18 protein-coding genes are annotated in these 25,064 nt (G+C 62.5%); 9 read left to right on the forward strand and 9 right to left on the reverse strand.

The genetic code is table 11. The features are described from left to right. Positions 1–93 precede the first annotated feature (93 nt). The 5 genes from phbB to QCE73_RS21595 all read right to left on the reverse strand — a co-directional run bounded on the left by phbB (position 94) and on the right by QCE73_RS21595 (position 8,034). Positions 94–837: an acetoacetyl-CoA reductase gene (gene phbB, locus QCE73_RS21575; protein ID WP_187603756.1), complete on the reverse strand. Its 744-nt coding sequence runs from the start codon at positions 835–837 to the stop codon at positions 94–96. Between the two features lie 135 nt (positions 838–972). Beyond that, complete coding sequence (locus QCE73_RS21580) at positions 973–2,154, reverse strand: acetyl-CoA C-acetyltransferase (RefSeq protein ID WP_035500982.1); 1,182 nt, start codon at positions 2,152–2,154, stop codon at positions 973–975. A gap of 941 nt (positions 2,155–3,095) precedes the next feature. Next, entirely contained in the window at positions 3,096–5,426 is a 2,331-nt protein-coding gene (locus QCE73_RS21585; RefSeq protein ID WP_309883493.1) for a cytochrome P450/oxidoreductase, read from the reverse strand. Between the two features lie 48 nt (positions 5,427–5,474). Then, positions 5,475–6,638, reverse strand: a complete 1,164-nt coding sequence (locus QCE73_RS21590) for a dienelactone hydrolase family protein (RefSeq protein WP_309883494.1) — start codon at positions 6,636–6,638, stop codon at positions 5,475–5,477. A gap of 52 nt (positions 6,639–6,690) precedes the next feature. Continuing rightward, a complete protein-coding gene (locus QCE73_RS21595) occupies positions 6,691–8,034 on the reverse strand; it encodes an Nramp family divalent metal transporter (protein ID WP_309883495.1) in 1,344 nt (447 codons plus the stop codon). A 261-nt stretch (positions 8,035–8,295) separates the two neighbouring features. On the opposite strand from QCE73_RS21595, the gene QCE73_RS21600 reads away from it, so the two are divergent. From QCE73_RS21600 to rpoD, 5 genes are all read left to right on the forward strand, one after another. After that, entirely contained in the window at positions 8,296–10,221 is a 1,926-nt protein-coding gene (locus QCE73_RS21600; RefSeq protein WP_309883496.1) for a phage integrase family protein, read from the forward strand. 185 nt (positions 10,222–10,406) lie between these two features. Continuing rightward, entirely contained in the window at positions 10,407–11,585 is a 1,179-nt protein-coding gene (locus QCE73_RS21605) for an AAA family ATPase (RefSeq protein ID WP_309883497.1), read from the forward strand. Next, positions 11,586–12,557 (forward strand): ParB/RepB/Spo0J family partition protein, encoded by a 972-nt coding sequence (locus QCE73_RS21610; RefSeq protein WP_309883498.1) that lies wholly within the window; start codon positions 11,586–11,588, stop codon positions 12,555–12,557. Between the two features lie 318 nt (positions 12,558–12,875). Then, complete coding sequence (locus QCE73_RS21615; RefSeq protein WP_309883499.1) at positions 12,876–14,198, forward strand: replication protein O; 1,323 nt, start codon at positions 12,876–12,878, stop codon at positions 14,196–14,198. Positions 14,199–14,500: 302 nt separating this feature from the next. Continuing rightward, positions 14,501–16,504 carry an RNA polymerase sigma factor RpoD gene (gene rpoD, locus QCE73_RS21620; protein WP_035507133.1) on the forward strand — a complete coding sequence of 668 codons (2,004 nt, stop codon included), beginning with the start codon at positions 14,501–14,503 and terminating at the stop codon, positions 16,502–16,504. 90 nt (positions 16,505–16,594) lie between these two features. Here rpoD and QCE73_RS21625 read toward each other — a convergent pair whose 3' ends face one another. From QCE73_RS21625 to QCE73_RS21635, 3 genes are all read right to left on the reverse strand, one after another. Further along, positions 16,595–16,879: a hypothetical protein gene (locus tag QCE73_RS21625; RefSeq protein WP_309883500.1), complete on the reverse strand. Its 285-nt coding sequence runs from the start codon at positions 16,877–16,879 to the stop codon at positions 16,595–16,597. Positions 16,880–17,205: 326 nt separating this feature from the next. Beyond that, on the reverse strand, positions 17,206–18,753 hold the full coding sequence (locus QCE73_RS21630; RefSeq protein WP_309883502.1) for a methyl-accepting chemotaxis protein: 1,548 nt from the start codon (positions 18,751–18,753) through the stop codon (positions 17,206–17,208). Positions 18,754–18,901: 148 nt separating this feature from the next. Further along, complete coding sequence (locus QCE73_RS21635; RefSeq protein ID WP_309883503.1) at positions 18,902–19,606, reverse strand: glutathione S-transferase N-terminal domain-containing protein; 705 nt, start codon at positions 19,604–19,606, stop codon at positions 18,902–18,904. 377 nt (positions 19,607–19,983) lie between these two features. On the opposite strand from QCE73_RS21635, the gene QCE73_RS21640 reads away from it, so the two are divergent. Both QCE73_RS21640 and QCE73_RS21645 read left to right on the forward strand, forming a co-directional pair. Beyond that, on the forward strand, positions 19,984–20,487 hold the full coding sequence (locus tag QCE73_RS21640; RefSeq protein ID WP_035507125.1) for a hypothetical protein: 504 nt from the start codon (positions 19,984–19,986) through the stop codon (positions 20,485–20,487). Positions 20,488–20,557: 70 nt separating this feature from the next. Next, positions 20,558–21,325 carry an SDR family oxidoreductase gene (locus QCE73_RS21645; protein WP_035507208.1) on the forward strand — a complete coding sequence of 256 codons (768 nt, stop codon included), beginning with the start codon at positions 20,558–20,560 and terminating at the stop codon, positions 21,323–21,325. A gap of 7 nt (positions 21,326–21,332) precedes the next feature. Here the strand turns inward: QCE73_RS21645 and QCE73_RS21650 are convergent, their stop codons facing one another. Next, positions 21,333–21,563 (reverse strand): hypothetical protein, encoded by a 231-nt coding sequence (locus QCE73_RS21650; RefSeq protein WP_187603771.1) that lies wholly within the window; start codon positions 21,561–21,563, stop codon positions 21,333–21,335. Between the two features lie 250 nt (positions 21,564–21,813). On the opposite strand from QCE73_RS21650, the gene QCE73_RS21655 reads away from it, so the two are divergent. Both QCE73_RS21655 and QCE73_RS21660 read left to right on the forward strand, forming a co-directional pair. Beyond that, on the forward strand, positions 21,814–23,799 hold the full coding sequence (locus tag QCE73_RS21655; RefSeq protein ID WP_309883504.1) for a sigma-54-dependent Fis family transcriptional regulator: 1,986 nt from the start codon (positions 21,814–21,816) through the stop codon (positions 23,797–23,799). 191 nt (positions 23,800–23,990) lie between these two features. Continuing rightward, positions 23,991–25,064, forward strand: a 1,074-nt coding sequence (locus tag QCE73_RS21660; protein ID WP_309883505.1) for an NAD(+)/NADH kinase, incomplete at its 3' end; no start/stop codon positions are given.

Below are 25,064 nucleotides of genomic sequence, written 5' to 3' on the forward strand. Positions count from 1 at the left end.
GCGTCTCCGTGAATAACGTGCGACGCGCAAAACTGACCTGTATCGATGCACATGCCTCGCGGCGCACGAATCATCGCGCGCCGCTTGCGTGCATCAGTTCATGTGCTGGCCGCCGTTGATCGCGATGTTCGAGCCGGTGACGAAGCCGGCGTCGTCGGAGCACAGGAACGCGACGAGCGCCGCGACTTCCTCGGGGCGGCCCAGACGGCCTGCCGGAATCTGCGGAATGATCTTCGTGTCGAGAATCTCCTGCGGAATCGCGGTCACCATCTTGGTCGCGAGATAGCCCGGCGAAATCGTGTTCACCGTGACGCCCTTCTTCGCGACTTCGAGCGCGAGCGACTTCGTGAAGCCGTGCATGCCCGCCTTCGCAGCCGCATAGTTCGTCTGGCCGATCTGGCCTTTCGAGCCGTTCACCGACGAAATGTTGATGATGCGGCCAAAGCCGCGCGACACCATCTCTTCGCAGACCGGCTTGGTCATGTTGAAGACGGAATCGAGATTGGTGCGCAGCACGGCGTCCCAGTTCACCTTCGTCATCTTCTTGAAGGTCGTGTCCTGGGTGATGCCGGCGTTGTTCACGAGGATATCGATCGGACCGACTTCGGCCTGGATCTTCGCCACGCAATGCTGGGCGGAATCGTAGTCGGCGACGTCCACGCCATACGCGCGGAAGTTGTAGCCCTGGCGATCCATGCTCGCGAGCCATTCGCCGACCTTCGCGTTGCCCGGCGAATGCGTCACGACGACCGCGAAACCGGCGTCGTGCAGCTTCATGCTGATGGCTTCGCCGAGGCCGCCCATGCCGCCCGTCACCACTGCGATACGCTTAGTCATGCTGATACTCCTCGTCAATTTCTCTCAGGTTAATGAAACTCGGAATTGCACCGGCGCAGCCATGTCGCCTCGACGCTTTTATTGTTTGGACGTCGCGTCGGGCCGCGTGCTTGCCGCGCCGGTCTGTTGCTTTCGTTACGGACGTTCCAGCGCCAGCGCGACACCCATGCCGCCGCCGATGCACAGCGACGCCAGACCCTTCTTCGCATCGCGCTTCTGCATTTCGTGCAGCAGCGTGACGAGAATCCGGCAGCCCGATGCGCCGATCGGGTGACCGATCGCGATTGCGCCGCCGTTCACGTTGATCTTCGACTGATCCCAGCCCATTTGCTTGTGCACCGCCAGCGCCTGCGCCGCGAACGCCTCGTTGATTTCCATCAGGTCCAGGTCGTTCACCGACCAGCCCGCGCGCTCCAGACAGCGCTTGGATGCCGGCACCGGACCCATGCCCATGATCTTCGGATCGACACCCGCGTTCGCGTACGCCTTGATGCGCGCGAGCGGCGTGAGGCCCAGCGCCTCGGCCTTCTTCGCCGACATCACGACGACCGCCGCCGCGCCATCGTTGAGGCCCGATGCGTTCGCCGCCGTCACCGTGCCTTCCTTCGAGAACGCCGGCTTCAGGCCCGCAAGCGCTTCGGCCGTCACGCCGTGGCGCACGAATTCGTCGGTGGCGAACTGCAGCGGCTCGCCCTTGCGTTGCGGGATCGAGACCGGCACGATTTCGTCGTTGAAACGGCCCGACTTCTGCGCGGCTTCCGCCTTGTTCTGCGACAGCGCCGCGAACTTGTCCTGATCCTCGCGCGTGATGCCGAATTCCTTCGCGACGTTCTCGGCCGTCGTGCCCATGTGATAGTTGTTATAGACGTCCCACAGGCCATCGACGATCATCGTGTCGATCAGCTTCGCGTCGCCCATGCGGAAGCCGTCGCGCGAGCCCGGCAGCACGTGCGGCGCGGCGCTCATGTTCTCCTGACCGCCCGCGATGACGATCTCCGCGTCGCCCGCGATGATCGCGTTGGCCGCCAGCATCACCGCCTTCAGGCCCGAACCGCAGACCTTGTTGATCGTCATGCCGGGAACCATGTCGGGCAAACCGGCCTTGATGAGCGACTGGCGCGCCGGGTTCTGGCCCGAGCCGGCCGCGAGCACCTGGCCCAGAATTACTTCGCTCACCTGGTCGGGCTTCACGCCCGCGCGCTCCAGAACCGCCTTGATTACCGTCGCGCCCAGCTCCGGCGCCGCGATCTTCGCGAGCGAGCCGCCGAACTTGCCTACCGCCGTACGCGCGGCCGATACGATCACTACGTCAGTCATTTTCTATCCTCATCAAACAGCGAAAACGTGAGCGGAATTTCCGTGCGCGTGACATTTCACGCGACGCGAAAACGCGTCCGGTACGAACGGACGGGTGAGTTCGATTCGAACTCGGGGCAGATTGATGCGCAGCGTCGCGTGCGGAGCGATGTCCGACCGACCGATGCATGAGCGAGCGACTTCAAGAGGCGTCGCGCCGACTACGGAATGACCTCGCCCGTGGGACAAGGTTCGCTCCGCAGAAAAAATCCCGAACGGGATGCGGCAAACGTGCAGCCAATTGCATGGTCCATTTATATGGGCCTTTAATAAAATCTCTCAGGTTAAGCACCGGTCTTCTCTTTCGCCTTGCTGCCGTGAATCGCGCGAGCGTGATCCATCCGCGCGAACATTCTCGCGCTCTTGCAGCAGGGCATATTGGAAGTTATTCGGTTTTGGGCGCTTGTGCGACGCACCAAATTAGTAACAATTCTAAACGGAAAACATGCGCAAAAAATTTCATATTAGTAGGTATAAACCCTAGTTTGCGTAAAAACTCCCTTATTTAACTTGCTGCTTATCGCAGCAATGTTCGAACGCACGTTCAATAATCATCCTATATGACGACGAAAATTGCGCAGGTCGTATGATCAATTCGCCCTTCGGGTCAATGCGCAAAAGGCCGCGGGCGCGCGCCGGGTGGTGTCGGCCCATATGAGCGTCTTTCTGTCCTGGACGCGAAGCGTGCCGCGCGAGCGCTATTCCTTATATAAGAATTAACTACTACGTATAACCAATTCATCTTTATCAGGAACAAACTCGCTCTCTTAACGCCGATACATGACGGCGCGATGAAAATATGTGCAGTTAATCGATTGTCTTTAACCGCGACATTTTGACATCTGTCAGTGAAAGTAACGACTTCGAGTGGTCGGCGAAAGTCACTCGAAATCGTCGATTTGTCAAAGCGCTAAAACGAGTTTTCCGCCCTTCGCGCGCGAGCAGCACGCCATCATTCGATCGTTCGATTGCCGTTCGCCTTTTGTCAGCACCACGTCGCGATGATCGATTTCGCCGTCGAGCACGCGCACTTCGCATGATCCGCACAGACCTTCTTCGCAGTCGCTCTGGACATCCACGTTCGCGCGTCTGAGTGTAGTGAGTAAGGTCTGATCGGCCGGAACGGTCAGCACGAGACCCGAATCCTTCAGCTCGACCTCGAATGCGCGCTCGTGCTCCGGATCGAGCGTGCCCAGCTTCGATTCGAAATGCTCGATCTTGAGCGCTTCTTCGGGCCAGGACGCGCTCGCTTCTCCGAGCGCATCGAGCATGCGCGCCGGGCCGCACGCGTAGACGAGCGTGCCCTCTTCCACCGCGAGCGCGGCGAAATCGTTGTGCGTGCCCTCTTCCGAGACGTACTCGCGAAGGCGTGCGCCGTGCAGCGCGCGCATCTCGTCGAGCAAGGCCATCGATGCGCGCGAGCGTCCGCTGTAATGCACCTCGTAGTCGATGCCGAGCGCGCGCGCACGCCGCGCCATCGCGCTGATCGGAGTGATGCCGATGCCGCCCGCGATCAGCACGAGCTTTTTCGCGCGTTCGTCGAGACGGAAGTGATTGCGCGGGCCGCGGATGCGCCACTGCGCGCCGCGCTTCACGTTCTCGTGAACCCACGCCGAGCCGCCCCGGCTTTCCGTCTCGCGCAACACCGCGATTTCGAACGCTCCTGCGTCGCCCGGATCGCCGCATAGCGAATACTGGCGCGACAGGCCGGTCTCGCCGCAGACGACATCGATATGAGAGCCCGCCGTCCAGCGCGGCAGATCGCGGCCGTCCACCGATACGAGCCGCACGCGCACGATACGATCCGCGCAAGCCTGAACCGAATCGACGATCACCGCGCGGCTCACCGCATGCGACGATGGCTCGCCGATGCGCACCACCGTGCGCGCCTCGCGCACGTTCGGGTCGACGCGCTCGGGATTCATCGCCGGGTCCCATTCGACGTACAGATGCTCCGGCCCGCGAAACGACGTGTTCGGCACGTAGGTAAAGCGCTGTTCGGCGAGGCGCATATGCGGCAGGCGCCGCGTGAGCTCGTCGAGGAAAATCTGCATCTCCATGCGCGCGAGGTTCTTGCCCATGCACTGATGCGCGCCGTAGCCGAAGGTCAACTGATCGCTGGCGTTCTCGCGGCGAATGTCGAAAAGATCGGCATCGGCGAACTGATGTTGATCGTGATTCGCCGACGACGTGACGATCAAGAGCTTCGAGCCCGCGCAAATATCGATGCCGCCGATCTTCACGTCCTTCGTCGCGAGCCGCCGCCACGCCGCGACCGAGCCGTTATGACGCAGGCACTCTTCCACCGCGTTCGGAATCAGGCTCGGGTCGTCGCAGATATCGCGCCACGCCTCGCGATGTTGCAGCAGGAGCTTCAACGCATTCGCGGTGGCGTTCGCCGTCGTCTCGTGCGCGGCGACGATGCCGGCCATCATCATCGAATGCAGATACGAGTCGGTCACGACTTCGGGCAATTCCTTTTGCTTGCGGATGCCGTATTGCATCCAGCCGGGACCGGACGGATCTTCGCGCATCTTGTCGAGCACCTTGCCCGCGTATTGCCAGAACTTGCCGACGGCGTGCGCGACTTCGACCTGCTCTTCGGGCTTCGGCCGTCCCCACGTGTTGACCGTGTGCGCGATCGAATAGCGGCGCAGCGCGTCCATGTCCTCTTCCGGCACGCCGAGAAAATGCAGCGCGACGGTGAGCGGCACTTCCCACAACATCTGATCGACGAGATCGGCGCGCCCGTCGTCGATGAATCGATCGACGTATTCGCGGGCGAGCGCGCGCACCATCGGTTCATGATGCGCGAGCGCCTCGGGCGTGAACGGGTCCATCAGCGCGCGGCGGCGCGGCATGTGCGCGGGTTCGTCCTCGTTGACGAGCGTGCGGTTGAGCGCGAAGCCGTACGATGCGAGCACCGCGTTCGCTTCGGGGCCGGTCGGCGTGATCTTCTCCAGCGCGATCGAAGGACTGAACGTGATGTTGTCGCGGAAGATCGACTTGATGTCGTCGTAGCGCGTGACGACCCAATAGCCGAGTTTCGGGCTGAAGAACACCGGCTCCTGTTCGCGCGCCCAGCGCACGTAGTCGGGCGGGTCTTGCTGATAGCCGTCGCCGAAGGGATCGAATTCGGCTGCGCGCGCGCTCACGGGGCAGCCGTTCGGCGCGCGCAATTCGTCGTGAAAGGGACATTGGGGCGCGGAGTGCGCGCCTGCCACGTCGGTCATGCCTGTCTCCGGATGGTTCTATTAGTGTGACCGTAGTATGCAACGGGCTCAGATCGGCTTGCCCTCGCTCGACGACCAGTTGGGCATCAACTCATTGCTCGCCAAAGTTTCGTCGATGAGTTTCTTCGCGGCCTGCCGTCCCGCGATCGGCAGCCCGTCCGGATCGAGCACGCCGATCTGCACCAGCACCGACGCCTGATCCCAGTAGATATGCTCGTTGTAGAGCTTGTCGCCGCGAAAGCGGATCACGGCGAGCATCGGGATTTCGAAGTATCGGCCCGTCGGCGGAAGCCCGGGCAACAGCCAGTCGATTTCGCGGTCGTGCGTCGCACAGAACACGAACTCGTCGACGACGCGATCCGCCCCGATCGTGCGCGACACTGGTATCAGCTTCGTATCGGCCGGGTTCGAATGGACGAAGTGATACTTGTAGAAGCGCTTCAACTGATCGTGACCGACGCCGCCCGTCATCGTCGGTACGTGATTCACGTAGGGCTCGGCGACCATCGTCGGCATGACGGCGTCGACATCGCGCGTGGCGAATTCGAAATAGCAGTGCTGCTCCCACAAGTGATTCAGATCGAAGAGCGGGCCGAGCACCTTGCGCAACATCGACAGCGTGCGCGAGTACGCCATCAGCGCGGCGGGTTTGTCGTAGTGCTCGCTGCCGGGCGCGATGAAGCCCGTCGATGTGCCCGGGTAGACATAGCGTTCGATGTTCGGTTTGTCCGCGAGCGCAGCCTCGACTTCGCGCGGATCGTGCGCGCCGTGTTCGGGGAAGTGGAAGACCATCGGGCAGCGGATCGTCGGGATATCGGCGAGGCAGGCGGCGAAATCGTCGGCGTAGTAGCAGGCGGCGCAATCGACGTCGGCCTGCGCGGCGATGCGCGTCGCGAACCGCCCGCCGCGCCCGAAACCGACCACGCCGACCTTGCCCGCATGTTGCGGCAACGCGCGAAGGCCATCGACGAGCGACGCGAAGTTTTCCGCCGCGATCCCGCCGGGCTTCGGCTCGTGCTCGGGCAGTCGCGGCGCGAGCACGACATAGCCTTCTTCGGCGTACAGGTCGGCTGTGCGCGTGACGAAGTCGTCGAGGCCCGCCGTGTCGTGAAGCAGCACGATGCCCGGTCCCGATCCCTTCGCGGGCTGCGTCACGTAGGCGGGAATGATGGTGCCGTCGCGCAGGGTGATGTCGATGAACGCGCCGCTCATTGTTCGTGTCTCCTTCTATATAGAGGGTGTTTTTTCCGCGCGCGATGTCCGGTTACGGCAGCAGCGTGTCGGCGAGCAGCTTGACGTTGAGCACGACGATCACGCCCGCGACGAGCCACGCCAGCCCGCTCGTCCAGCGCGAAACGGCGAAGACGCCCATTTTGCTGCGGTCCGACACGAAGCGCACCAGCGGAATCACGGCGAACGGCAGTTGCATCGACAGGATTACCTGGCTCAGCACGAGCAACTGGCCGGTGCCCTTTTCGCCGTAGATCGCGGTGACGACGATCACGGGAACGATCGCGATACCGCGCGTGATCAGACGCCGCGCCCAGTTCGGAATGTGCAGGCGCAAAAATCCTTCCATCACGATCTGGCCGGCGAGCGTCGCGGTGACGGTCGAATTCAGACCCGACGCGAGCAACGCGACCGCGAAGAGCGTCGATGCGATGCTCAGGCCGAGCAGCGGCGACAACAAGTGGAACGCGTCGCCAATCTCCGCGACCTCGTTGTGCCCGCTCGCATGGAACACGGCGGCGGCGACGATCAGGATCGCGGCGTTGATGAAAAGCGCGAGCGTCAGCGCGATCGTGCTGTCGATGGTCGCCCAGTGGATCGCGGCGCGCCGGGCCGATACCGATTTGCCGTACGCGCGTGTCTGCACGATCGACGAGTGCAGATACAGGTTGTGCGGCATGACCGTCGCGCCGAGAATGCCGATCGCCACGTAGAGCATCTCGCGGTCCGCGACGATACGCGGCGAAGGGATGAAACCGCGCAGGACATCGGCGAACGGCGGCGCGGCGGCCGCGATCTGTAACGCGAAGCAACTCGCAATCACGACGAGCAGCGCGATGACGAAGGCTTCCAGCAGGCGAAAGCCTTTGTTGATCAGCAACAGCAAAAGAAACGCATCGAGCGCGGTCAGGAGCGCGCCCGCGATCAACGGAATGCCGAAGAGTAGTTGCAGCGCGATGGCGGTGCCGATCACTTCGGCCAGATCGCATGCGACGATCGCCGCCTCGCACGCGAACCACAGCGCGAAATTCACGGGCTTCGAATAGTGATCGCGGCATGCTTGCGCGAGATCGCGTCCGGTCGCGACGCCGAGACGGACCGCGAGCGCCTGTAGCAGAATCGCCATCAGGTTCGACAGCAGGATGACTGTCAGCAGCGTGTAGCCGAATCGCGAGCCACCGGCGATGTCGGTCGCCCAGTTACCCGGGTCCATGTAGCCGACGGAAATCATGTAGCCGGGACCGGCAAAGGCGAGGAAGCGGCGGATCCATCGACCGCCGGCCGGTACGTGAACTGACGCGTACACCTCCGGCAGGCTCGGGCGGAACGCGTCGTCCTGCTCGGGCGGTTTTGAGGTGGGGCGTACAGGATCAAGCATCGGCTCGTTTCTCCTGCGGTACCAGTTATGGATGTCCTGAAAATATGCGCCGCGCCGGATCAAGATTCAAGCGCGCCGGACTGTCGGCGCATACGGCCACGCGGGTCGCACGTGCAGATGCTGATAATTCGACTTATCAGATGTAGCGATTTTTCTTGTCAAATTCGAAGCTGGTTGATAATCTCGCGCCAACTCACTGAAAAGAAAGCATAAATGGCTCGCGGCACAGCACGCTCCAGACAAGGTTTGGCAGAAAGCGCGGTGGAATCAACGCTGGATAAGGTCCGCCTGCGCGCGCCGAACCGGCTCACACGCCAGCACTTTGCGCTGTATCGCGGCTATCTCGACGGCGTGTCGGAGGCGCAGTTGCATGCATCGTATGGCGACGCAAGCACCGATGTCCGGGCCACGCGACGCCTGATCGACGCGCTGCGCGATACGCTGTCGGTCCTCGCCCGGCGCGCCCGCGATACAGAAGCCGCGCATTTGTTGCGGCTTCGGCCGGGCAGCATTCCGCTATTCGAGCCCGAGCCTACCGCTGCCGCCCCCACGCTCGATGACTTCCGCGAGAAAACCGATCCGGGTGGCGTTTACAGCGAATCCGAGTTGCTGGCGCTATATGAGGAGGCTTATCCGCCGGACACCTCCCCTGCCCTGGACCGGCGCGCCGCGCGCAATGTGCGGTTGCGGCGCCGGCAAGCCGACGCGCTCGCGCGCATGGAGGCATCGCTAGCGCAGGATCCGAGTCCGGATCATCCCATCGACGGCTGGTTCGAGCCCGCGATCACCGCGCGACTCACGGCGGCAGGACTCACGACGCTCGCGGATGTCATCGAGCTCATCGAAGGTCGACGGCATCGGTGGTACACCGCCGTGCCGCGGCTCGGTCCGAAGGGCGCACAGCGCGTCGTCGACTGGCTCCAGCTTCATGCCCAGGCGCTTCGGCACACGCTTTCACCGGTCACGCTCGTGCCGAGGCGGCAGTGGAAAGCGGGCGACGTCGCGGTGACGCAGCCTCCGGGAACCAGCGAACACCGCGAGGTGGTGATCGCGCCCATCGAGGCGCTGCGCGTCCCGCCGGCGCTCGACGGGTCGAAAGGATCGAATCGGTCGGGCGCCGGCGCGCCGTTCGGCACGGATGTCCGCGCGATTTTTGCCTGGCTCGACGCCCGATCGGGGAGTGCGCACACGCGGCGTGCGTATCGGCGCGAAGCCGAGCGCTTGCTCTTGTGGGCGCTGGTGGAACGGGGCAAACCCTTGTCGTCACTCGATCGCGGCGAATGCGGCGAATACATCGACACTTTTCTGGCGAATCCGCAACCGGCGGCGCGCTGGATCGCCGCCGAACGTGGCGAACGATCGTTCGGCGGATGGCGGCCGTTTGCCGGCCCTCTCTCCGATCGCAGCCGCGAAACGGCTCGCTCAATAGTGAGCGCGATGTGCGAATGGCTCGTCGGAGAGGGTTATCTGGCGGTGAATCCCTTCGCGGGATTGGCGCGCGTCGCGGCGCCGCCCGTGTTTGAATCAGCCACGCGCACGCTCGATCTCGAGCAGTGGAAATGCGTCCTGCAGTCGGTTGAGCGCGCTGTTTATTCGTTTTCGGAACACCGCGACAGATTGGCGCTGCTTCTCGCCTACGCTACCGGCCTGCGCCGCGCCGAACTCGCAGCCGCCACGACCGACGCGCTCAGCTTGGGACGCTTGCCGGGCGTGGAAGGCGCGGTCTGGCGTCTTTCGGTCGATCAAGGCCGCGGGGCGCCGCGCACGGTACTTTTACCGCCAGTGGTCGTCGAAGCGTTAACGGACAATCTCGCGATGCGCGGCCTGCAAAACCCGTTGGACTGCGCCGAAGGCACGCCGATCATCGCTCAGGCGCGCGGCGGACAAGCCCTGACGCCCGACGGTATCGGCAAGATCTTCAAGAGCATTTTCACTAACGCCGCCGCATTCATGGAATCGCGCGCGCCCGGCAGCGGCCGACATTTGAAGCAAGCCAGCACGCACTGGCTGCGTCACACCCATTCGATGCACGCTCTCGGACACGGCGCGGAGTTGCGCGAAGTCAGCGCCGGCCTCGGCCACGCCGATCTCTCGACGACCTCGCTCTATCTCAGAAACGAGGACACGGGGCGCTTCCTTGGCGTCGAAAAACTGATTCGCAACGCGTCGATAGACTCAAAATCCTGAGAGTCCTCTTAATTTCGCGTTTACACGAGCGCTGAGCGTTGTAAAAATGCCCGGTGCGGGTGCTCAAGTACTTCAGAGTTTACTTGAGGTTTACCGGTTCGCCGTTTATTCTTCGGTTTGCAGCTTGTTTTCCACCAACCGAAGAATTATTTGCTTACCCAGGCCCGCCAGTGACTGCGAATTCCATGCTAAGCGCTCGGCTTCCCGAAGTCGATCAATCCGTTTCGATCGAAACGCTCTTGGGGGTGGCGGCCCAAGCCACTGACATCCTCAATCAGATCCGCGACGCGATGTTGGAGCCGTACCCGCGCAAAAGCGCGCCGACATTCACGAGCGCGCAGGTCGCATCGCTATGCGGCGTCGATAAGCAGCGGTTTCAATACCTGACCACGAAAGGCGATTTGCCTGCGGGAACGTCCAAGGGCGCTGGCCGTAGCAAGGAATTCTCGCTCGAAGAGGCGCTGACCTGGATTCGCGCGACGAAGGAACGCACGCGTCGGCCGGAAAGCAAGCGCGGGCGAATCGTGACCGTGGCGAACTTCAAGGGCGGCGTCGCGAAAACGACGACGGCCGTCTCGGCCGCGCAGGCGTTGACGCTGCTCGGGCGCAAGGTGCTGGTCATCGATTGCGATCCGCAAGGCACGACCACTCAGTTGTGCGGATGGGCGCCGGACGCCGAAATCTCGGACGATCAGACCCTTCTTCCGCTCATATACGGTGATCGGGAGACGCTCCACTACGCCGTGCAGGAAACGTATTGGCACAACCTTGACCTCATCCCGGCATCGTCGTCGCTTTTCGACGCCGAGTTCGAGATTCCCGCCAAGGTTCTGAACGATAGCACGTTCGAATTCTGGGAAATCGTGCGCAAGGGTCTGATGCCGCTTGCCAATGAGTACGATGCGATCGTCATCGACACGCCCCCGGCGCTCAGCTATCTGACGATCAACGCATTGCTTGCGTCGGACGCAATCCTGCTGCCCTGCCCGCCCGAGGCGCTCGACTTCGCGAGTTCGACGCAGTTCTGGCACCTTTTCGCCGATATCGCGAAGAAGCTGCCGGGGGTGCTGGAGCAGAAGCGCTTCGATTTCGTGAACGTGATCATGACGAAGGCGAAGTCGGACGATGTGTCGCGCGTCGTGCGTGGATGGCTGCAGAAGGCTTACGGCGATCGCGTCCTACCCTTCGAAATTCCGGAATCGACGGTGCCGAAGGGCGCGTCGGCGCAACTGTCGACGGTCTATGACTTGTCGAAACCGGATGGCAGCACGGCCGCATACAACCGATTCAAAGAGCCGCTGGACCGACTCGCCGAGCATCTCGACGCGCAGTTCGTTCGCGCGTGGAATCAGAAGGAGGAATAAATGGGCATCGGGGACAGACTCCTCGCCAAGACAGCGAACATCGGCAGCAAGCCGACGGATGCGGCTCAACCGCGTCCAGTCAGCACGGAGCCGCGCACGTCGCCAGGGCGATTGATGGACGCGCAGAATCGCATTAATAGCGCTCAGTCTCGAATCAAGGAACTCGAGTCGCAACTCGAGGAGAGGGCCGCACTGGAAGTGCGGCTCGATGCGCTCATCGAAGTGCATGGGCGGCGTCGCAAACTCACGGCGGAGCAATTTCAGGAGTTGAAGAGCAACCTTGCCCAGCATGCGCTCGCTACGCCAATTTTGGTGCGCGCATTGCCGGAAGGTCGCTTTGAAATCGTCGCGGGACACAACCGCGTGGCGGCGTACAGAGAGCTCGGGCGCTCGACGATTCGCGCGAACGTCGCATCGATCGAGGAAGGTGAGATCGAGTTTGCTGCGTTCTTTTCGAACCTGCTGTCGCCGTCGCTAACCGACTTCGAGAAGTATTGGAACTTCAAGCGATTGCAGGAATTGAGCGGACTTTCGCGCGCCGAGATTTCCGAGAGCGCGGGATTGAGCAAGAGCCACGTCACGCGAATCTTTTCGTTCGACGCGCTACCGGAAGCGGCGAAATTAGCTCTCGCTGAAAAGCCTGAACGTCTGGGCAGCAATGCGGCACAGAAGCTTGCCGCGCTGACCGAAGCGGGGAAGTCAGAAAAGGTAGTGGAAGCGATTCGACGTCTTATCGAGGACGAGAGTTTTACTCAGGATAAGGCCGTCGCGCTTGCGACAGAAAAACCTCGCGCGGCGGCCCCGAGCGCAACTGTTGTTCGCTCAGGCCGAAGAAAGGTCTGCGAGGTGTCTACGAGAAACGGTGTCGTCGGCGTTCGCTTCTTTGAGAAGGAAGCCACGGACGCCGAGATGTGGGGGCAGCGGATTGCCGACTTCATCAACAAAACGTTGAGTGAATCGGGACAGGATTGAGGGCCCTACTAGGTTTTCTTTTTAAATCAACGACTTAACGAATTAAGCGAAGTTTCGGGCGATGAACCTAGTAGAACTTCCTTAGAAATCAATGACTTGATGTTTCAGCACTGACGAGACTGCTATGTAACGAGCAAGCTGTAAAAAGACAAAAGCCTTCGGCGCCAACCGAAGGCTTTTGAATATCGGGCTTAACTGCATGTCGCCCGTTCCGCTTCCCGACGCCAATCGGGTCACGAGTACACACCTCGAAGTTTAGCGGAACGCGATGGGCAGTCAAGCGTTTGTCCTCCATTTTCCGAAATGGACGTACTTGACATGCGTATCGCGCAACGTTCCGTTGCAGGCGAGGTCGATTCTCGCCTTCAAAACTCTGATTCAGGGTCTGCGTTAGCGGACCAGCTCGCTCTCGATGAATACGCGTGCGATCGATCAAACCTTCCTTGGGTGATCTTTCGCGCCGCGCATCGCGCCACCCACACCACTGCGCTCCCCGCGCGAGCGCGCGCGTTGTTCGCTGCCCTCGCCCGCACCGTCGATGCGTCGCGTCCGTACGCGCCGATCTTCGCCCGGCGCGAGCTGCTAACCGGACGCGCACAGCAATCCATGCGCACGTTCTATCGCAGCATGGACGACCTCGAAACCGCCGGTTTCATCACCCGGCCGCCGCAGACACGCTACGGCGCGGCTGGCTTGTTCGGACGCGCCTACATTCATTTGACGCCGAAAGCTGCCGCGCTACTCGGCCTCGTCGAGCATCAAACCGAAGGGCAGAAACCGTCCGTGCCTAATCAGGAAGATGCCGTCAAAACCGAACGCGCCTTTTCTTTGGCGCCGCCGTCTGTCACCGTGGCAGACGGCGCTATATATAAGGATCTAATCCCTACTACTCAAAAGAGACAATCAGGACGCCTTCCCGCGGATCTCCAACGCTTGCTGTCTCTGGGATTTCGTGAATTTCTGATCTTCAAGCTGATGCGCGAGGCTAGGCTTCACCAGAAACTTCTTTCGGATGTCGTGGAAGCCAGTTGGACTCATCTCCGTCGCGCCAAGCACCCGATTAGCTATCTGCGAACCCTCTTGCGTACTCCCGTCGATTTCGCGTACCGCGCGCGAAACCAGCGGCACGCCCAAGTCGAAGAGCAGAACCAGCGCACACGCGTCAAACAAGTCGACACAGCCATTGCCGAAATCGTGGGTCAATCTTTTGTAAGCCGCGATGGCCTTCGACGTTATCGAGTTTCAGATGACGCCCGATCCATCATCATTCATCATCGTGACGAAGCTCAGCCGCGCGTGCATGCGGGTGCATGGGCACACGACTTCCTTGCCGCTCTCGAAGCGGGGCATATCGTGCCTCTAAATCCGAACGCCCCGACTCGCATGCAGACCCATTCCGATCGCGCAGCTTCGACAGATGCCCTCGAGACCGAGCGCCCATCGGAGGCGCACCTAAACGATCTCAAAGCGCTCCTACGCTTGAAGAGAGCCAACTCCGCCCCCACTATGAAGTCAAGGGAGGCGACGAGGCCGTCGGGTCAGCGGCAGTCGACTTCGCTCCCTTTGAGTTCGCTCTTACAGACGATATCGCGCGTAGCGTCATCGACGAGACTTCGCGAGATGCCTGGTCTGGAGTCGTGAGCAATCTTCGCGACGGACAGCAGGTCACTCTTAGATCAGACAAATGCCACGCAATGGCCACGTCGGGAAAAGTTTTTTAAATCAGGCTGCTGCGACGCAGCAAATGCTGATATACTCTAAGGTTGCGCCTTAATGGGCGATTGGAAAACGCAAGTACCGCGTCTGGATGCGGTTTGCGTGTTTTGCTCGATGCGATTTTCAGCAAGCCGTCCGTGGTCGAAGCTGTCATCGAAATCATCGCGAGCCGTCACGCTCGCTCCCGGGGATCTGTCGTCGCCGAGCAAACCTGTCGAGGAGAAAGTATGGCAAGTTTTGATCGGGAAGATTCGGAGCTGGATATCGTCGCGCCGGCGCGCAAGGCACCAGGCCGGCGGGCGAACAAAGGGAAGGGCCAGGCCGGCACGATACAGCCCGATGTCGCGATGACCGCGGAGCAGAATGAAGAACGGCAACGTCAGATGCGCGCGCTCATCCAGTTGGGCAAGGATCGCGGTTATCTCACGCACGCCGAGATCAACGACCACCTGCCGGACAATTTCGCTGAAACAGCTGCGATGGAAACCATCGTCAGCACGTTCCACGACATGGGTGTCGCTGTCTACGAGCAGGCTCCGGATGCCGAAACGCTGCTGCTGAGCGATAGCGCCCCGAGCGTGGTCACCGACGAGCAATCGGACGAAGAAGCGGAAAACGCGCTGTCGACGGTCGATTCCGAGTTCGGTCGCACGACCGACCCGGTTCGCATGTACATGCGCGAAATGGGCGCGACCGAGTTGCTCACGCGTGCCGGCGAAATCGCCATTGCGAAGCGCATCGAAGACGGCCTGCACGAGATGATCCAGGCGATCGCGGCATGCCCGTCGACCGTCGCGACCATTCTCGCGGATGCGGCGCAAGTCGAATCGGGTGAGCTCAAGATCGACGATCTGGTCGACGGCCTGAAGGAAGAAGACACGGCAGAGGAAGATATTTCGGCGCCCGAAACAAACGACTCCGCCGACATCGATACCGATACCGATGAATCCGACAGCGACGAAGACGACGACGACGATCTGGACGGCGGCGATGCTGGCGCATCGAATGAAGCGCGTCTGAAGCAATTGAAGGCCGATTGTCTCGAAATCTTCGCACGCGTGCGCGAGCTGGCCGAACAAGCGAGCAATCCTAAGGGTTCGGGCGCGGTCGCGACGAAGGCAGTCGAAAAAGCGCGCGCCGAAATCCAGCGCGAGCTCGGCTCGATCCGCTTCACGGCGAAGACCATCGACCGTCTGTGTGTCGACGTTCAGCAGCGCGTGGCGCAGGTGCGTGATATCGAACGTCGCGTTCTGCAGATCGCGGTGGATCGTTGCGGCATGCCGCGCGAGAAGTTCGTCGAATCGTTCGTCGGTCACGAGACCGATCTCGAATGGACGTCGCGCGCGGCTGCGGGCTCGAAGCATTACGGCGCGTCGCTCGAGCGCAGCTTGCCGGCGATTCAGGCGGAGCAGCAGAAGCTCATCGACGTCGAAGGCGTGGTCGAGATGCCGCTCAAGCAACTCAAGCAGATCAACCGTCAGATGACGGCTGCCGAGTTGAAGATGCGTCAGGCCAAGCGCGAGATGATCGAAGCGAACCTGCGTCTCGTGATTTCGATCGCGAAGAAGTACGTGAATCGCGGCATGCAGTTCCTGGATCTGATTCAGGAAGGCAACATCGGTCTGATGAAGGCGGTGGACAAGTTCGAATATCGCCGCGGCTGGAAGTTCTCGACGTATGCGACGTGGTGGGTTCGTCAGGCTGTGACGCGTTCGCTCGCGGATCAGGCGCGCACGATTCGCGTGCCGGTCCACATGATCGAAACGATCAACAAGCTGAACCGCATTTCGCGCGAGATTTTGCAGCAGACGGGTCAGGAAGCGCATCCGTCCGTGCTCGCCGAGCGTATGGAAATGCCGGAAGAGAAGATCCGCGGCATTCTCAAGATCGCCAAGCAGCCGGTGTCGCTGGAAACGCCGGTCGGTGAAGATGCCGACGCGACGCTCGGCGACATGATCGAAGATCAGGGCGCCGCGTCGCCGGCCGATGCTGCCGTGCACGCGAACATGCGCGCCGCGATCGACGATGCGCTCAATGCGCTGTCGCCGCGCGAGGCGAAGGTGCTGCGTATGCGCTTTGGCATCGATACGGCTTCGGACTACACGCTCGAAGAGCTGGGCAAGCAGTTCGACGTGACGCGCGAGCGTATTCGTCAGATCGAAAGCAAGGCGATGCGCAAGCTCATGCATCCGAGCCGCGCCGACAAGCTGCGTCCGTTCCTGGATCGCTGATCTACCGGGCAGTCCGGACCGCGTCCGGACGAACTCGAAAGCGCGTGCCGCCGATTCAGGCGGCACGCGCTTTTTTATTTCCCGATTGCATCAACCGTGAGCGGTGCCTTTAGGCATCTTGGCGTTCGCGCACGCCTGTAGCGCGGCGATCGCCTTGTCCGCGAGCGTCATCGTTTCTTCGCAGGCGAGCCGGTCGCGGAAGATCGAGCATCCGCCGCCCGCGTTGACCCGCGCCACGGCGCTACGCACCTTGTCCAGCGCCGATTGCGGCGAGCCTGTGTCGCGGATGATCGAAGCGACGTCGAACGCGCTGCCGGCGTCGGTTTCGACGTAGCCGGGACATTGCGTCTGCGCGTGAGCCGCGACGCAGATCATTCCGATCGCGGCGATGGCGGGAAATCGTCGCGATCGAGCGGAACGGAAAGGAAAAGCGCGGGGGGAAAGAGAGCGGAAGGAAGTATCCATGGGCGTCACACCGTCAGATATCGCATCGAAGAACGTGAACGTTCGGCGAATTCGTCTCGGCTGGGAACGCACATGCTTGTCCACAGATACCGTGCACAAGCATGTGGATATCCTGCGCATCGCCGGATCAAGCTCTTGATGCGTAACGCATTTCATCCGGCGAACGAAATTCGCGCGCTGCTTCGCCTCCCATTCTGAACCGGTTGAAAAAATCGTGTCGATGCGAAAAAAAATGGCTAGACCTGAAACGCCCGGACAGTCTGCCTGAGCTCGCGCGCCTGTGCGTCGAGCGACAACGCCGAGGCCGACGCTTCGTTCACCAAAGCCGCATTCTTCTGCATGAGCCGATCCATCTGCGACACGGCGTCGTTCACTTCGTCGATGCCGCTGCTTTGGTCGCTCGACGCCGTGGCGATCGCTTCGACCAGCGCGGACACGCCGTCGACGGAATCGAGCAGGTCGGTGAGCGTCGTACCCGCGCGTTTCACCGTCGCGCCGCTCGATTCCACGTGCGCATTCACCTCGCGCGTCAGTTGCGAGATTTCCTTCGCCGCACCCGACGAGCGCCGCGAAAGGGCGCGCACTTCCTCCGCGACCACCGCGAAGCCGCGTCCCAGCGATCCGGCGCGCGCCGCTTCCACCGCGGCATTCAGCGCGAGCAAATTGGTCTGAAACGCAATCGATTCGATGACGCTCGTGATCTGCCCGATTTGCGCCGAGCGTGAAGACAGATCGGTCATGCGCGCGATCGCATCGGCGACGGCGCGCTCGCCGTCCTTTGCACGCTCCGACGCTTCCTTCGCGAGTTCGCGCGCGCGGTTCGCGTGATCGGCGTTCGTGCGCACTGTCGCCGCGATCTGCTCCATGCTCGCCGACGTCTGCTGCAAGCTCGCCGCGTGTTCCTCCGTGCGCGCCGACAGCGCGTGATTGCCCTCGGTGATGTCCGCAGCCGCGATGCCGATGGTGTCCGTCGATCGTTTGATGTCACCGACCATCGCCGCAAGCTGGCTGCGCATCAGGCTCATCGCGTGCATCAGGCTTTGCGTGTCGCCGGGCGCGACGGGCACGTCGGTCAGCAAATCGCCTTTCGAGACGCGCCGTGCGACGCTCGCCGCCAGTTCCGGCTCGCCCCCGAGCTGACGAACGAGCGTGCGCGCCATCGAAAAGCACAGTCCGCCGACGAGCGCCACGCCCGCAGCGATGCAGGCGCCGACCGTCCACTGCACGATGCGGCTCACGCGCTGCGCGTCGTCGTATTCCCGCTGCGCGGCGGTGAGCTGGAATGCGCGCAGATCGGTGCTTTCCTTTTTGACGCGCTTCGCCTGCGGCTCGATCTGCTGCGTCACGATCCACTGCGCTTCGGACAAATTGTTCGCTGTGAGCAGATTGGCCGTCGGACGAAAACCCTTGTCGCGCAGCGTCGCCCAATCGGCGGCGAGGCGTTTGGCTTGCGGCGCCTCAGTCGCATCGAGCGGATAGCGCAGATACCGGCCGAGCAGGGCATCGACGTTCGCGATGCGCTGCTGCGTCGACGCGACCACGGCTTGCGTCTTTTGCGCCGACGGATCGAGCACCGCGTCGCTGATCGCGAACTGGCTTTGCGTGATGAGCTCGTCGATGGTCGAGATGGTTTGCAGCGCCTGCGCGCGGCCTTCGAAGACGTGACGCAGCGCGGCATTGCCTTGCTGGACGCCGAATAATCCGGCGCCGCCGACAACGACGAGCACGGCGGTGACCGCGCCCGTGACGATCGCGAGGCGCGCCTTGACGGTGAGCTTTGACATGTTCGGTAGAGGAGGGAAGTGCGCGAGGAAGTCCGGGCCCGGGCGCGGCGTTGCGCAGCACGATTGGCCAATCTTCAGACATTTTCGAAAGAGCGCACTCTACCGGTCGTTCGAGACGGTCGTGTGACAACCGTCTTTCGCATACGGATCAATCGCGTTTCGGGATTTCCAGTCCGCGCTTCACGGCGGGCCGCGCCAGAAAAGCTTCGAGCACGCGCTCGACGTTGCGGAACTCATGGAAATCCACGAGTTCTCGCGCCTCATAAAAGCCGATCAGATTGCGCACCCACGGAAACGTCGAAATATCCGCGATGCTGAATTCGTCGCCCATGATCCAGTCGCGGCCATCGAGCCGTTTGTCGAGCACGGCGAGCAGCCGCTTCGATTCGGCGACGTAACGCGCGCGCGGCCGCTTGTCCTCATATTCCTTGCCGGCGAATTTATGGAAGAAGCCGACCTGCCCGAACATCGGACCGATGCCACCCATCTGGAACATCAGCCATTGCAGCGCTTCATAGCGTTTGGCCACATCGTCGGGCATCAACTGGCCGCTTTTCGCCGCGAGATAGACGAGAATCGCGCCGGATTCGAACAGCGGCATCGGCTCGCCGTTCGGGCCGTTCGGATCGATGATCGCGGGAATCTTGTTGTTGGGATTGAGCGACATGAACTCCTCCGACAACTGGTCGTTCTTGTCGAAGCGCACGAGATGCGGCTCGTAGGGCAGGCCGGTTTCCTCCAGCATGATCGAGACTTTCACGCCGTTCGGCGTCGGCAGCGAATAGAGCTGGATGCGCTCCGGATGCTGAGCGGGCCATTTTCGGGTGATGGGAAAATCGGAGAGCGCGGTCATGAAAGGTCCTTTTTAGTCGAACCGCGAATATAACCATTTCACCGAATTCGTGTTCCGTATGGCGGCAGCGCGGCGTGTCATCGGAAGGACGCATCGATAGGGAAAGATTGAGGGATCTCGTACAGACGCGGCCTGTCGAACGGCGGAGTCTGTCTATATCTCTAATACAAAGACGATTGTAGGAATCGCTGTACATACACGAGGATTGCGCGTAACGCCTTCGGTCAAGAAGTCAACGAACAAAGAACAAACCAAGCCCTTGCGGGAACAATGCAGCGCGTGCGCGAAGTGCGGGCCGGATCGCTGGCTCGCTTATTGCATCGATGCGGATGCCGAGAATCCGTGTCGGACTTTACGAACCGTTGGTTACCGCTGCCATGAAAACCGCTCCTCTCGCAACGCTCACCGCATTCGCTGCCGTGGTCGGGGGACTACTGCCCAGCTTGTGCACCGCGACGCCTCTCGAAAGCCAGCTCGACTGCAAATCCAGTGCGCACAGGTTCATCGCGCCGCTCGTCGCCGACAACTCCATCGATGCGCGTCCCATGCGCGTCGAGGCGAATTCCGTGAATGCCTTCAAGCCGACGCACGGAAGCGATCTCACCGCCTACGGCTTTCGCGTCTTCGCCGTGCTGGGCTACGAGCAGGGCGACGACATGTTCAAGCGCGGCAGTGGCCAGCCGATCAACGATTCCGCATACGGCGTCGTGGTGCTCGCCGCGTCGGAAACGGTGGAGGCGAAGGTGCGCGAATCGGGCAGCACGGCGGTCGTAAAACAGGTCGTGCCGATGGTGATGACCGCTGTCTTCTGCGATGGCAGCGGCGTCCACAACACGACGACGGCGGGCGCGGTCACGACGGAAGCATCGCGTAATCGCTGATTCATCGCGATAATGTTCTCCCGATTTGCGCGCGCATGTGTCGCGCGCTCTACAACAGGAGAACGCAGACATGTCCGACGCAGCCAACCAGTCTCAACGAATCGCCATCGTCACCGGAGCGGGCAGCGGCATCGGGCGCGCGGCCGCGCTCGCGTTGCTGGGCGACGGCTGGTCGGTCGTGCTGGCGGGAAGGCGTCCCGCGCCGCTCGAAGCGGTGATCGGCGAATCGAACGCGGCGCAACGCGCGCTCGCCGTGCCGACCGATGTTTCCGATCCGCAATCGGTCGAAAAACTCTTCAAGGCGGCGGTCGAGCGCTTCGGCCGCGTCGATCTGCTGTTCAACAACGCCGGCGTGTCGAATCCGCCCGGACCGTTCGAGGACTGGACGCCCGAGCAGTGGCGCAATGTCGTCGATATCAATCTGAACGGCATGTTCTATTGCCTGCAGCAGGCGTTCCGCACGATGAAGGCGCAAACGCCGATGGGCGGGCGCATCATCAACAACGGCTCGATTTCCGCGAGCGCGCCGCGCCCGAACTCGGCGGCCTACACGGCGACGAAGCACGCGGTGCAGGGCCTCACGAAAACCGCATCGCTCGATGGCCGGAAGTACGACATCGCGGTCGGGCAAATCGACGTCGGCAACGCTTTCACCGAGCTGTCCGAGCGCATGTCGCGCGGCGTGCCGCAGGCGAACGGCGAGATCGCCGTCGAACCGATGATGGACGTGAAGATCGTCGGCCAGTCGGTGCTGTACATGGCGAATCTGCCGCTCGAAGCCAACGTCCTGTTCCACACGGTGATGGCGACCAAGATGCCGTTCGTCGGCCGCGGCTGAGTCTTTCCTACGCAGTCCGATACCAGACGCGAATGCCCGAGTACCAGTGGCTGACGCTGGTATCGTCGCCGGCGCCGAACGTCGAGAGGCTCTCGACGTTCAGCACGTCGATTCCGTTCTCCGCGATCCACCTGTTCGCGCGCTCGACGAGCGCCGCGCCGTTCTCGTACACATTGCCCTTGATGATGTGATGCTGCAGAACCTGTCGCTCGAAGTCTTCGTAAGCGATCTTTGCCATCCGCTGTCTCCTGTCTTTTCGTTTTGATGCGCCGGGATATCGGCACGCGTTTATGTTGCGGCGCAGCGCTATCGCCGCATGACGCGTTCTGCCGATTCGAGCATCATATGGCCTGACACACGCTCGTGCGAATCGGTATATCCCGCGTTCGCCCGCAGCGAAGAAAGAAAGCATTGCGGGAGGCGATCAAAACAAAAGCGCGCTGCCAGGCGCCGATAAGTGCCTCACTCAAGGAGACAAGGAGAGCACGATGGACATGCGGCAACGCGAGCACATCGAGGCAGTCGTCGCGGCGACGACGCGGGCGGAACCGGTCGTGTCCGCGCCCGCGCCGCTGCGCACGCACGAGAGCATCATCGAGTCTTCGTGGCGGCGTTGCGTGCATCAGTACGGACTCGATCCGTCGCGCATGCAGGAAGCGCGCATCCTGCCGCAGACGCGCCTGCGCGAGCATCAGCAGCGTATCGACGATTTCGCGCGCATCGCGCGTCACGGCCTGGAGACGCTCTACGAGCAGGTCGCGGGCATGGGCTACGTCGTGCTGCTGACCGATGCGCTCGGCGTGACCGTTGACTACATCGGCGATTCGAACACGGATTTCGCGCTGCGCCGCGCGGGCCTGTATCTCGGCGCGCAGTGGAGCGAAGCCGGCGCGGGCACGTGCGCCGTCGGCACCGCGCTCACGACGGGCCAGGCGCTCACCGTGCATCAGATCGATCATTTCGACGCGACGCATATCCCGCTGACCTGCACCGCCGCGCCGCTCTACGATTCGCGCGGCGCGCTCGCCGCGATCCTCGATATCTCCGCGCTCACGTCGCCGCAAGCGCGCGACAGCCAGAATCTCGCGCTACAGCTCGTGCGCATCTACGCGGGACATATCGAGAACGCGAACTTCCTGCGCACGCATCGGCAGGACTGGATTCTGAAGCTGAACACGTCGCCCGAATTCGTCGATGTCAATCCGGAATATCTGATCGCGCTCGATGCGAGCGGGCGCATCGTCGGACACAATCGCCGCGCGCACGCGATGCTCGCGGCGGAAATCGGCCGGCCGATCGCGCCCGGCGAAGCGGCGGCGTCGCTGATCGGCGTGCCGTTCGACACGCTCTTCGATACGCGCATCGACGAACTGGGCCGCTTCGTGTATTCGCGGCCGAGCGAGTTGCGCGCGGTGCCGCTCGCGAAATCGGGCGCGCTGCTTTACCTGAGCGTGATGCCGCCCGCGCCGTGCTTCGCGCCGGCCACGAACGCGGCTTCACAGCGCAGCGTCGAAGTGCCCGCGCCGCTGGCCGCGCTGAGCGGCGGCGATGCCGCGCTCATGCGTCAACTGCAACGCGCCGCGAAGCTCGTCGATTCGCCGATCAATCTGCTCGTCAACGGCGAAACCGGCAGCGGCAAGGAGTTCTTCGCGAAGGCGCTGCATCGCGCGAGCGCGCGGCGCGCCGGGCCGTTCGTCGCGGTGAATTGCGCGGCGATTCCGGAGACGCTCATCGAAAGCGAATTGTTCGGGCATCTGCCGAACAGCTTTTCGGGCGCGGGCGCGAAGGGCAAGCGCGGGCTCATTCAGGAGGCCGACGGCGGCACGCTTTTTCTCGATGAAATCGGCGACATGCCGCGCGAACTGCAATCGCGTCTACTGCGCGTGCTGGCCGAAGGCGAAGTGCTCGCGATCGGCGCGTCGCGTCCCGTATCGGTCGATGTGCGCGTGGTTTCCGCGACGCATCATTCGCTCGATGCGCTCATGCAGGACGGACGCTTTCGCGAAGACCTGTACTACCGTCTGAACGGCGCGCGCTTCACGCTGCCGCCACTGCGCGAACGAAGCGATCTCGACTGGCTCGTCGACAAGCTCCTCGAAGGCGCGGTCACGCTGTCGCCTGCGGCGCGCGAGCGCCTGCATCGGCATGAATGGCCGGGGAATCTGCGCGAGCTCAGCAACGTGCTGCGTTATGCGCGTGCGGTGTGCTCGAACGGTCTGATCGAAGTCGATGACCTGCCCGAAGGATTCGCGGGCGTGGCCGCGCCGGTCGAGCCGCCGCCGCGCATCATCGAGGAATTCGACTCGCATCGGCTGCCGCCGGAAGGCATGCTGCTGATGCAGTATCTGCGCGCCGCGAGCTGGAACCTGAGCGCGGTCGCGCGGCAGATCGGCGTGAGCCGCATGACGCTGTATCGGCGCATGGCGCGCTATGGCATCCGCTCGCCGAATCAGCGCGACGCGAACGGGCACTGAGCACCGATACGCCTGTACCCCCGCCGATACACCTGCCGCTGTGACACCTGTCACGGCGGCGCCCCGTACACCCTCCGAAGCGCCCGTTTTCCGCGGGTAATCCCTCGCTTTTTCGCGTCCGAACGCGCCGTTCCGATTGGCATGGCGCTTGCCTTTATCCGCCGCACAAAACGCAAAACGGAGACACAGGCATGCGTGAAAACGCGGCGCCGCTCGTCGGCATCATCGCCAATCCTGTTTCGGCGCGCGACATCCGGCGCGTCATCGCGAACGCGAACAGCCTGCAACTCGCGGATCGCGTGAACATCGTGTTGCGGCTGCTTTCGTCGCTGGCGTCGTGCGGCGTCGGGCGCGTGTTGATGATGCCGGATCGCGAAGGCCTGAAGGTCATGCTCCAGCGCCATCTCGCGCGCAAGCACGGCCCGGATGCGTCACTCGCCAAGGTCGAATTCCTCGACATGCCGGTGACCGCGCGTGTCGACGACACGTTCCGCGCCGCGCGCATGATGCGCGAGGCCGGCGTCGATGCGCTCATCGTGCTCGGCGGCGACGGCACGCATCGCGCGGTCGTGCGCGAGTGCGGACAAGTGCCAATCGCGGGTCTTTCGACGGGCACCAACAACGCGTATCCGGAAATGCGCGAGCCGACCATCTCGGGACTGGCGGCGGGGCTTTATGCGACCGGCCGCGTGCCGTCGAGCGAAGCGCTCGCGTCGAACAAGCGGCTCGACATCGAGATATGCGATTCGAAAGGCAACGTGCGCCGCGACATCGCGCTCGTCGATGCCGTCATCTCGCACGAGCATTTCATCGGCGCGCGGGCGCTGTGGAAGATCGATACGCTCGCCGCCGTCTACGTCTCCTACGCCGATCCGCAGGCGATCGGCATGTCCGCGATCGCGGGTCTGCTCGAACCGCTCGGGCGTCACGATCCGGGCGGCATCGCAATCGAGCTCGCCGCGCGGGGCCAGGGTGAATTCGATCTGCACGCGCCGATCGCGCCGGGTCTCATCGAAGCCGTGCCGATCGCGAACTGGACGCGCTTGTCCGATGGCGTGCCGCATCGCGTGAAGCAGCGCTCGGGCATCGTCGCGCTCGACGGCGAACGCGAACTCGCTTTCGGCCCCGACGATGAAGTCACGATCACGCTGAAGGAAAACGCCTTTCGCAGTATCGACGTGGGGGCGGGGCAGCGTTACGCCGCCACCGCCCGGCGGTTTCGGGCGCCCCCCCCGCGGTATTACCCCCACGAGACCCACCAGACA

Source organism: Caballeronia sp. LZ029, assembly GCF_031451275.1.
Lineage (GTDB): Bacteria > Pseudomonadota > Gammaproteobacteria > Burkholderiales > Burkholderiaceae > Caballeronia > Caballeronia jiangsuensis.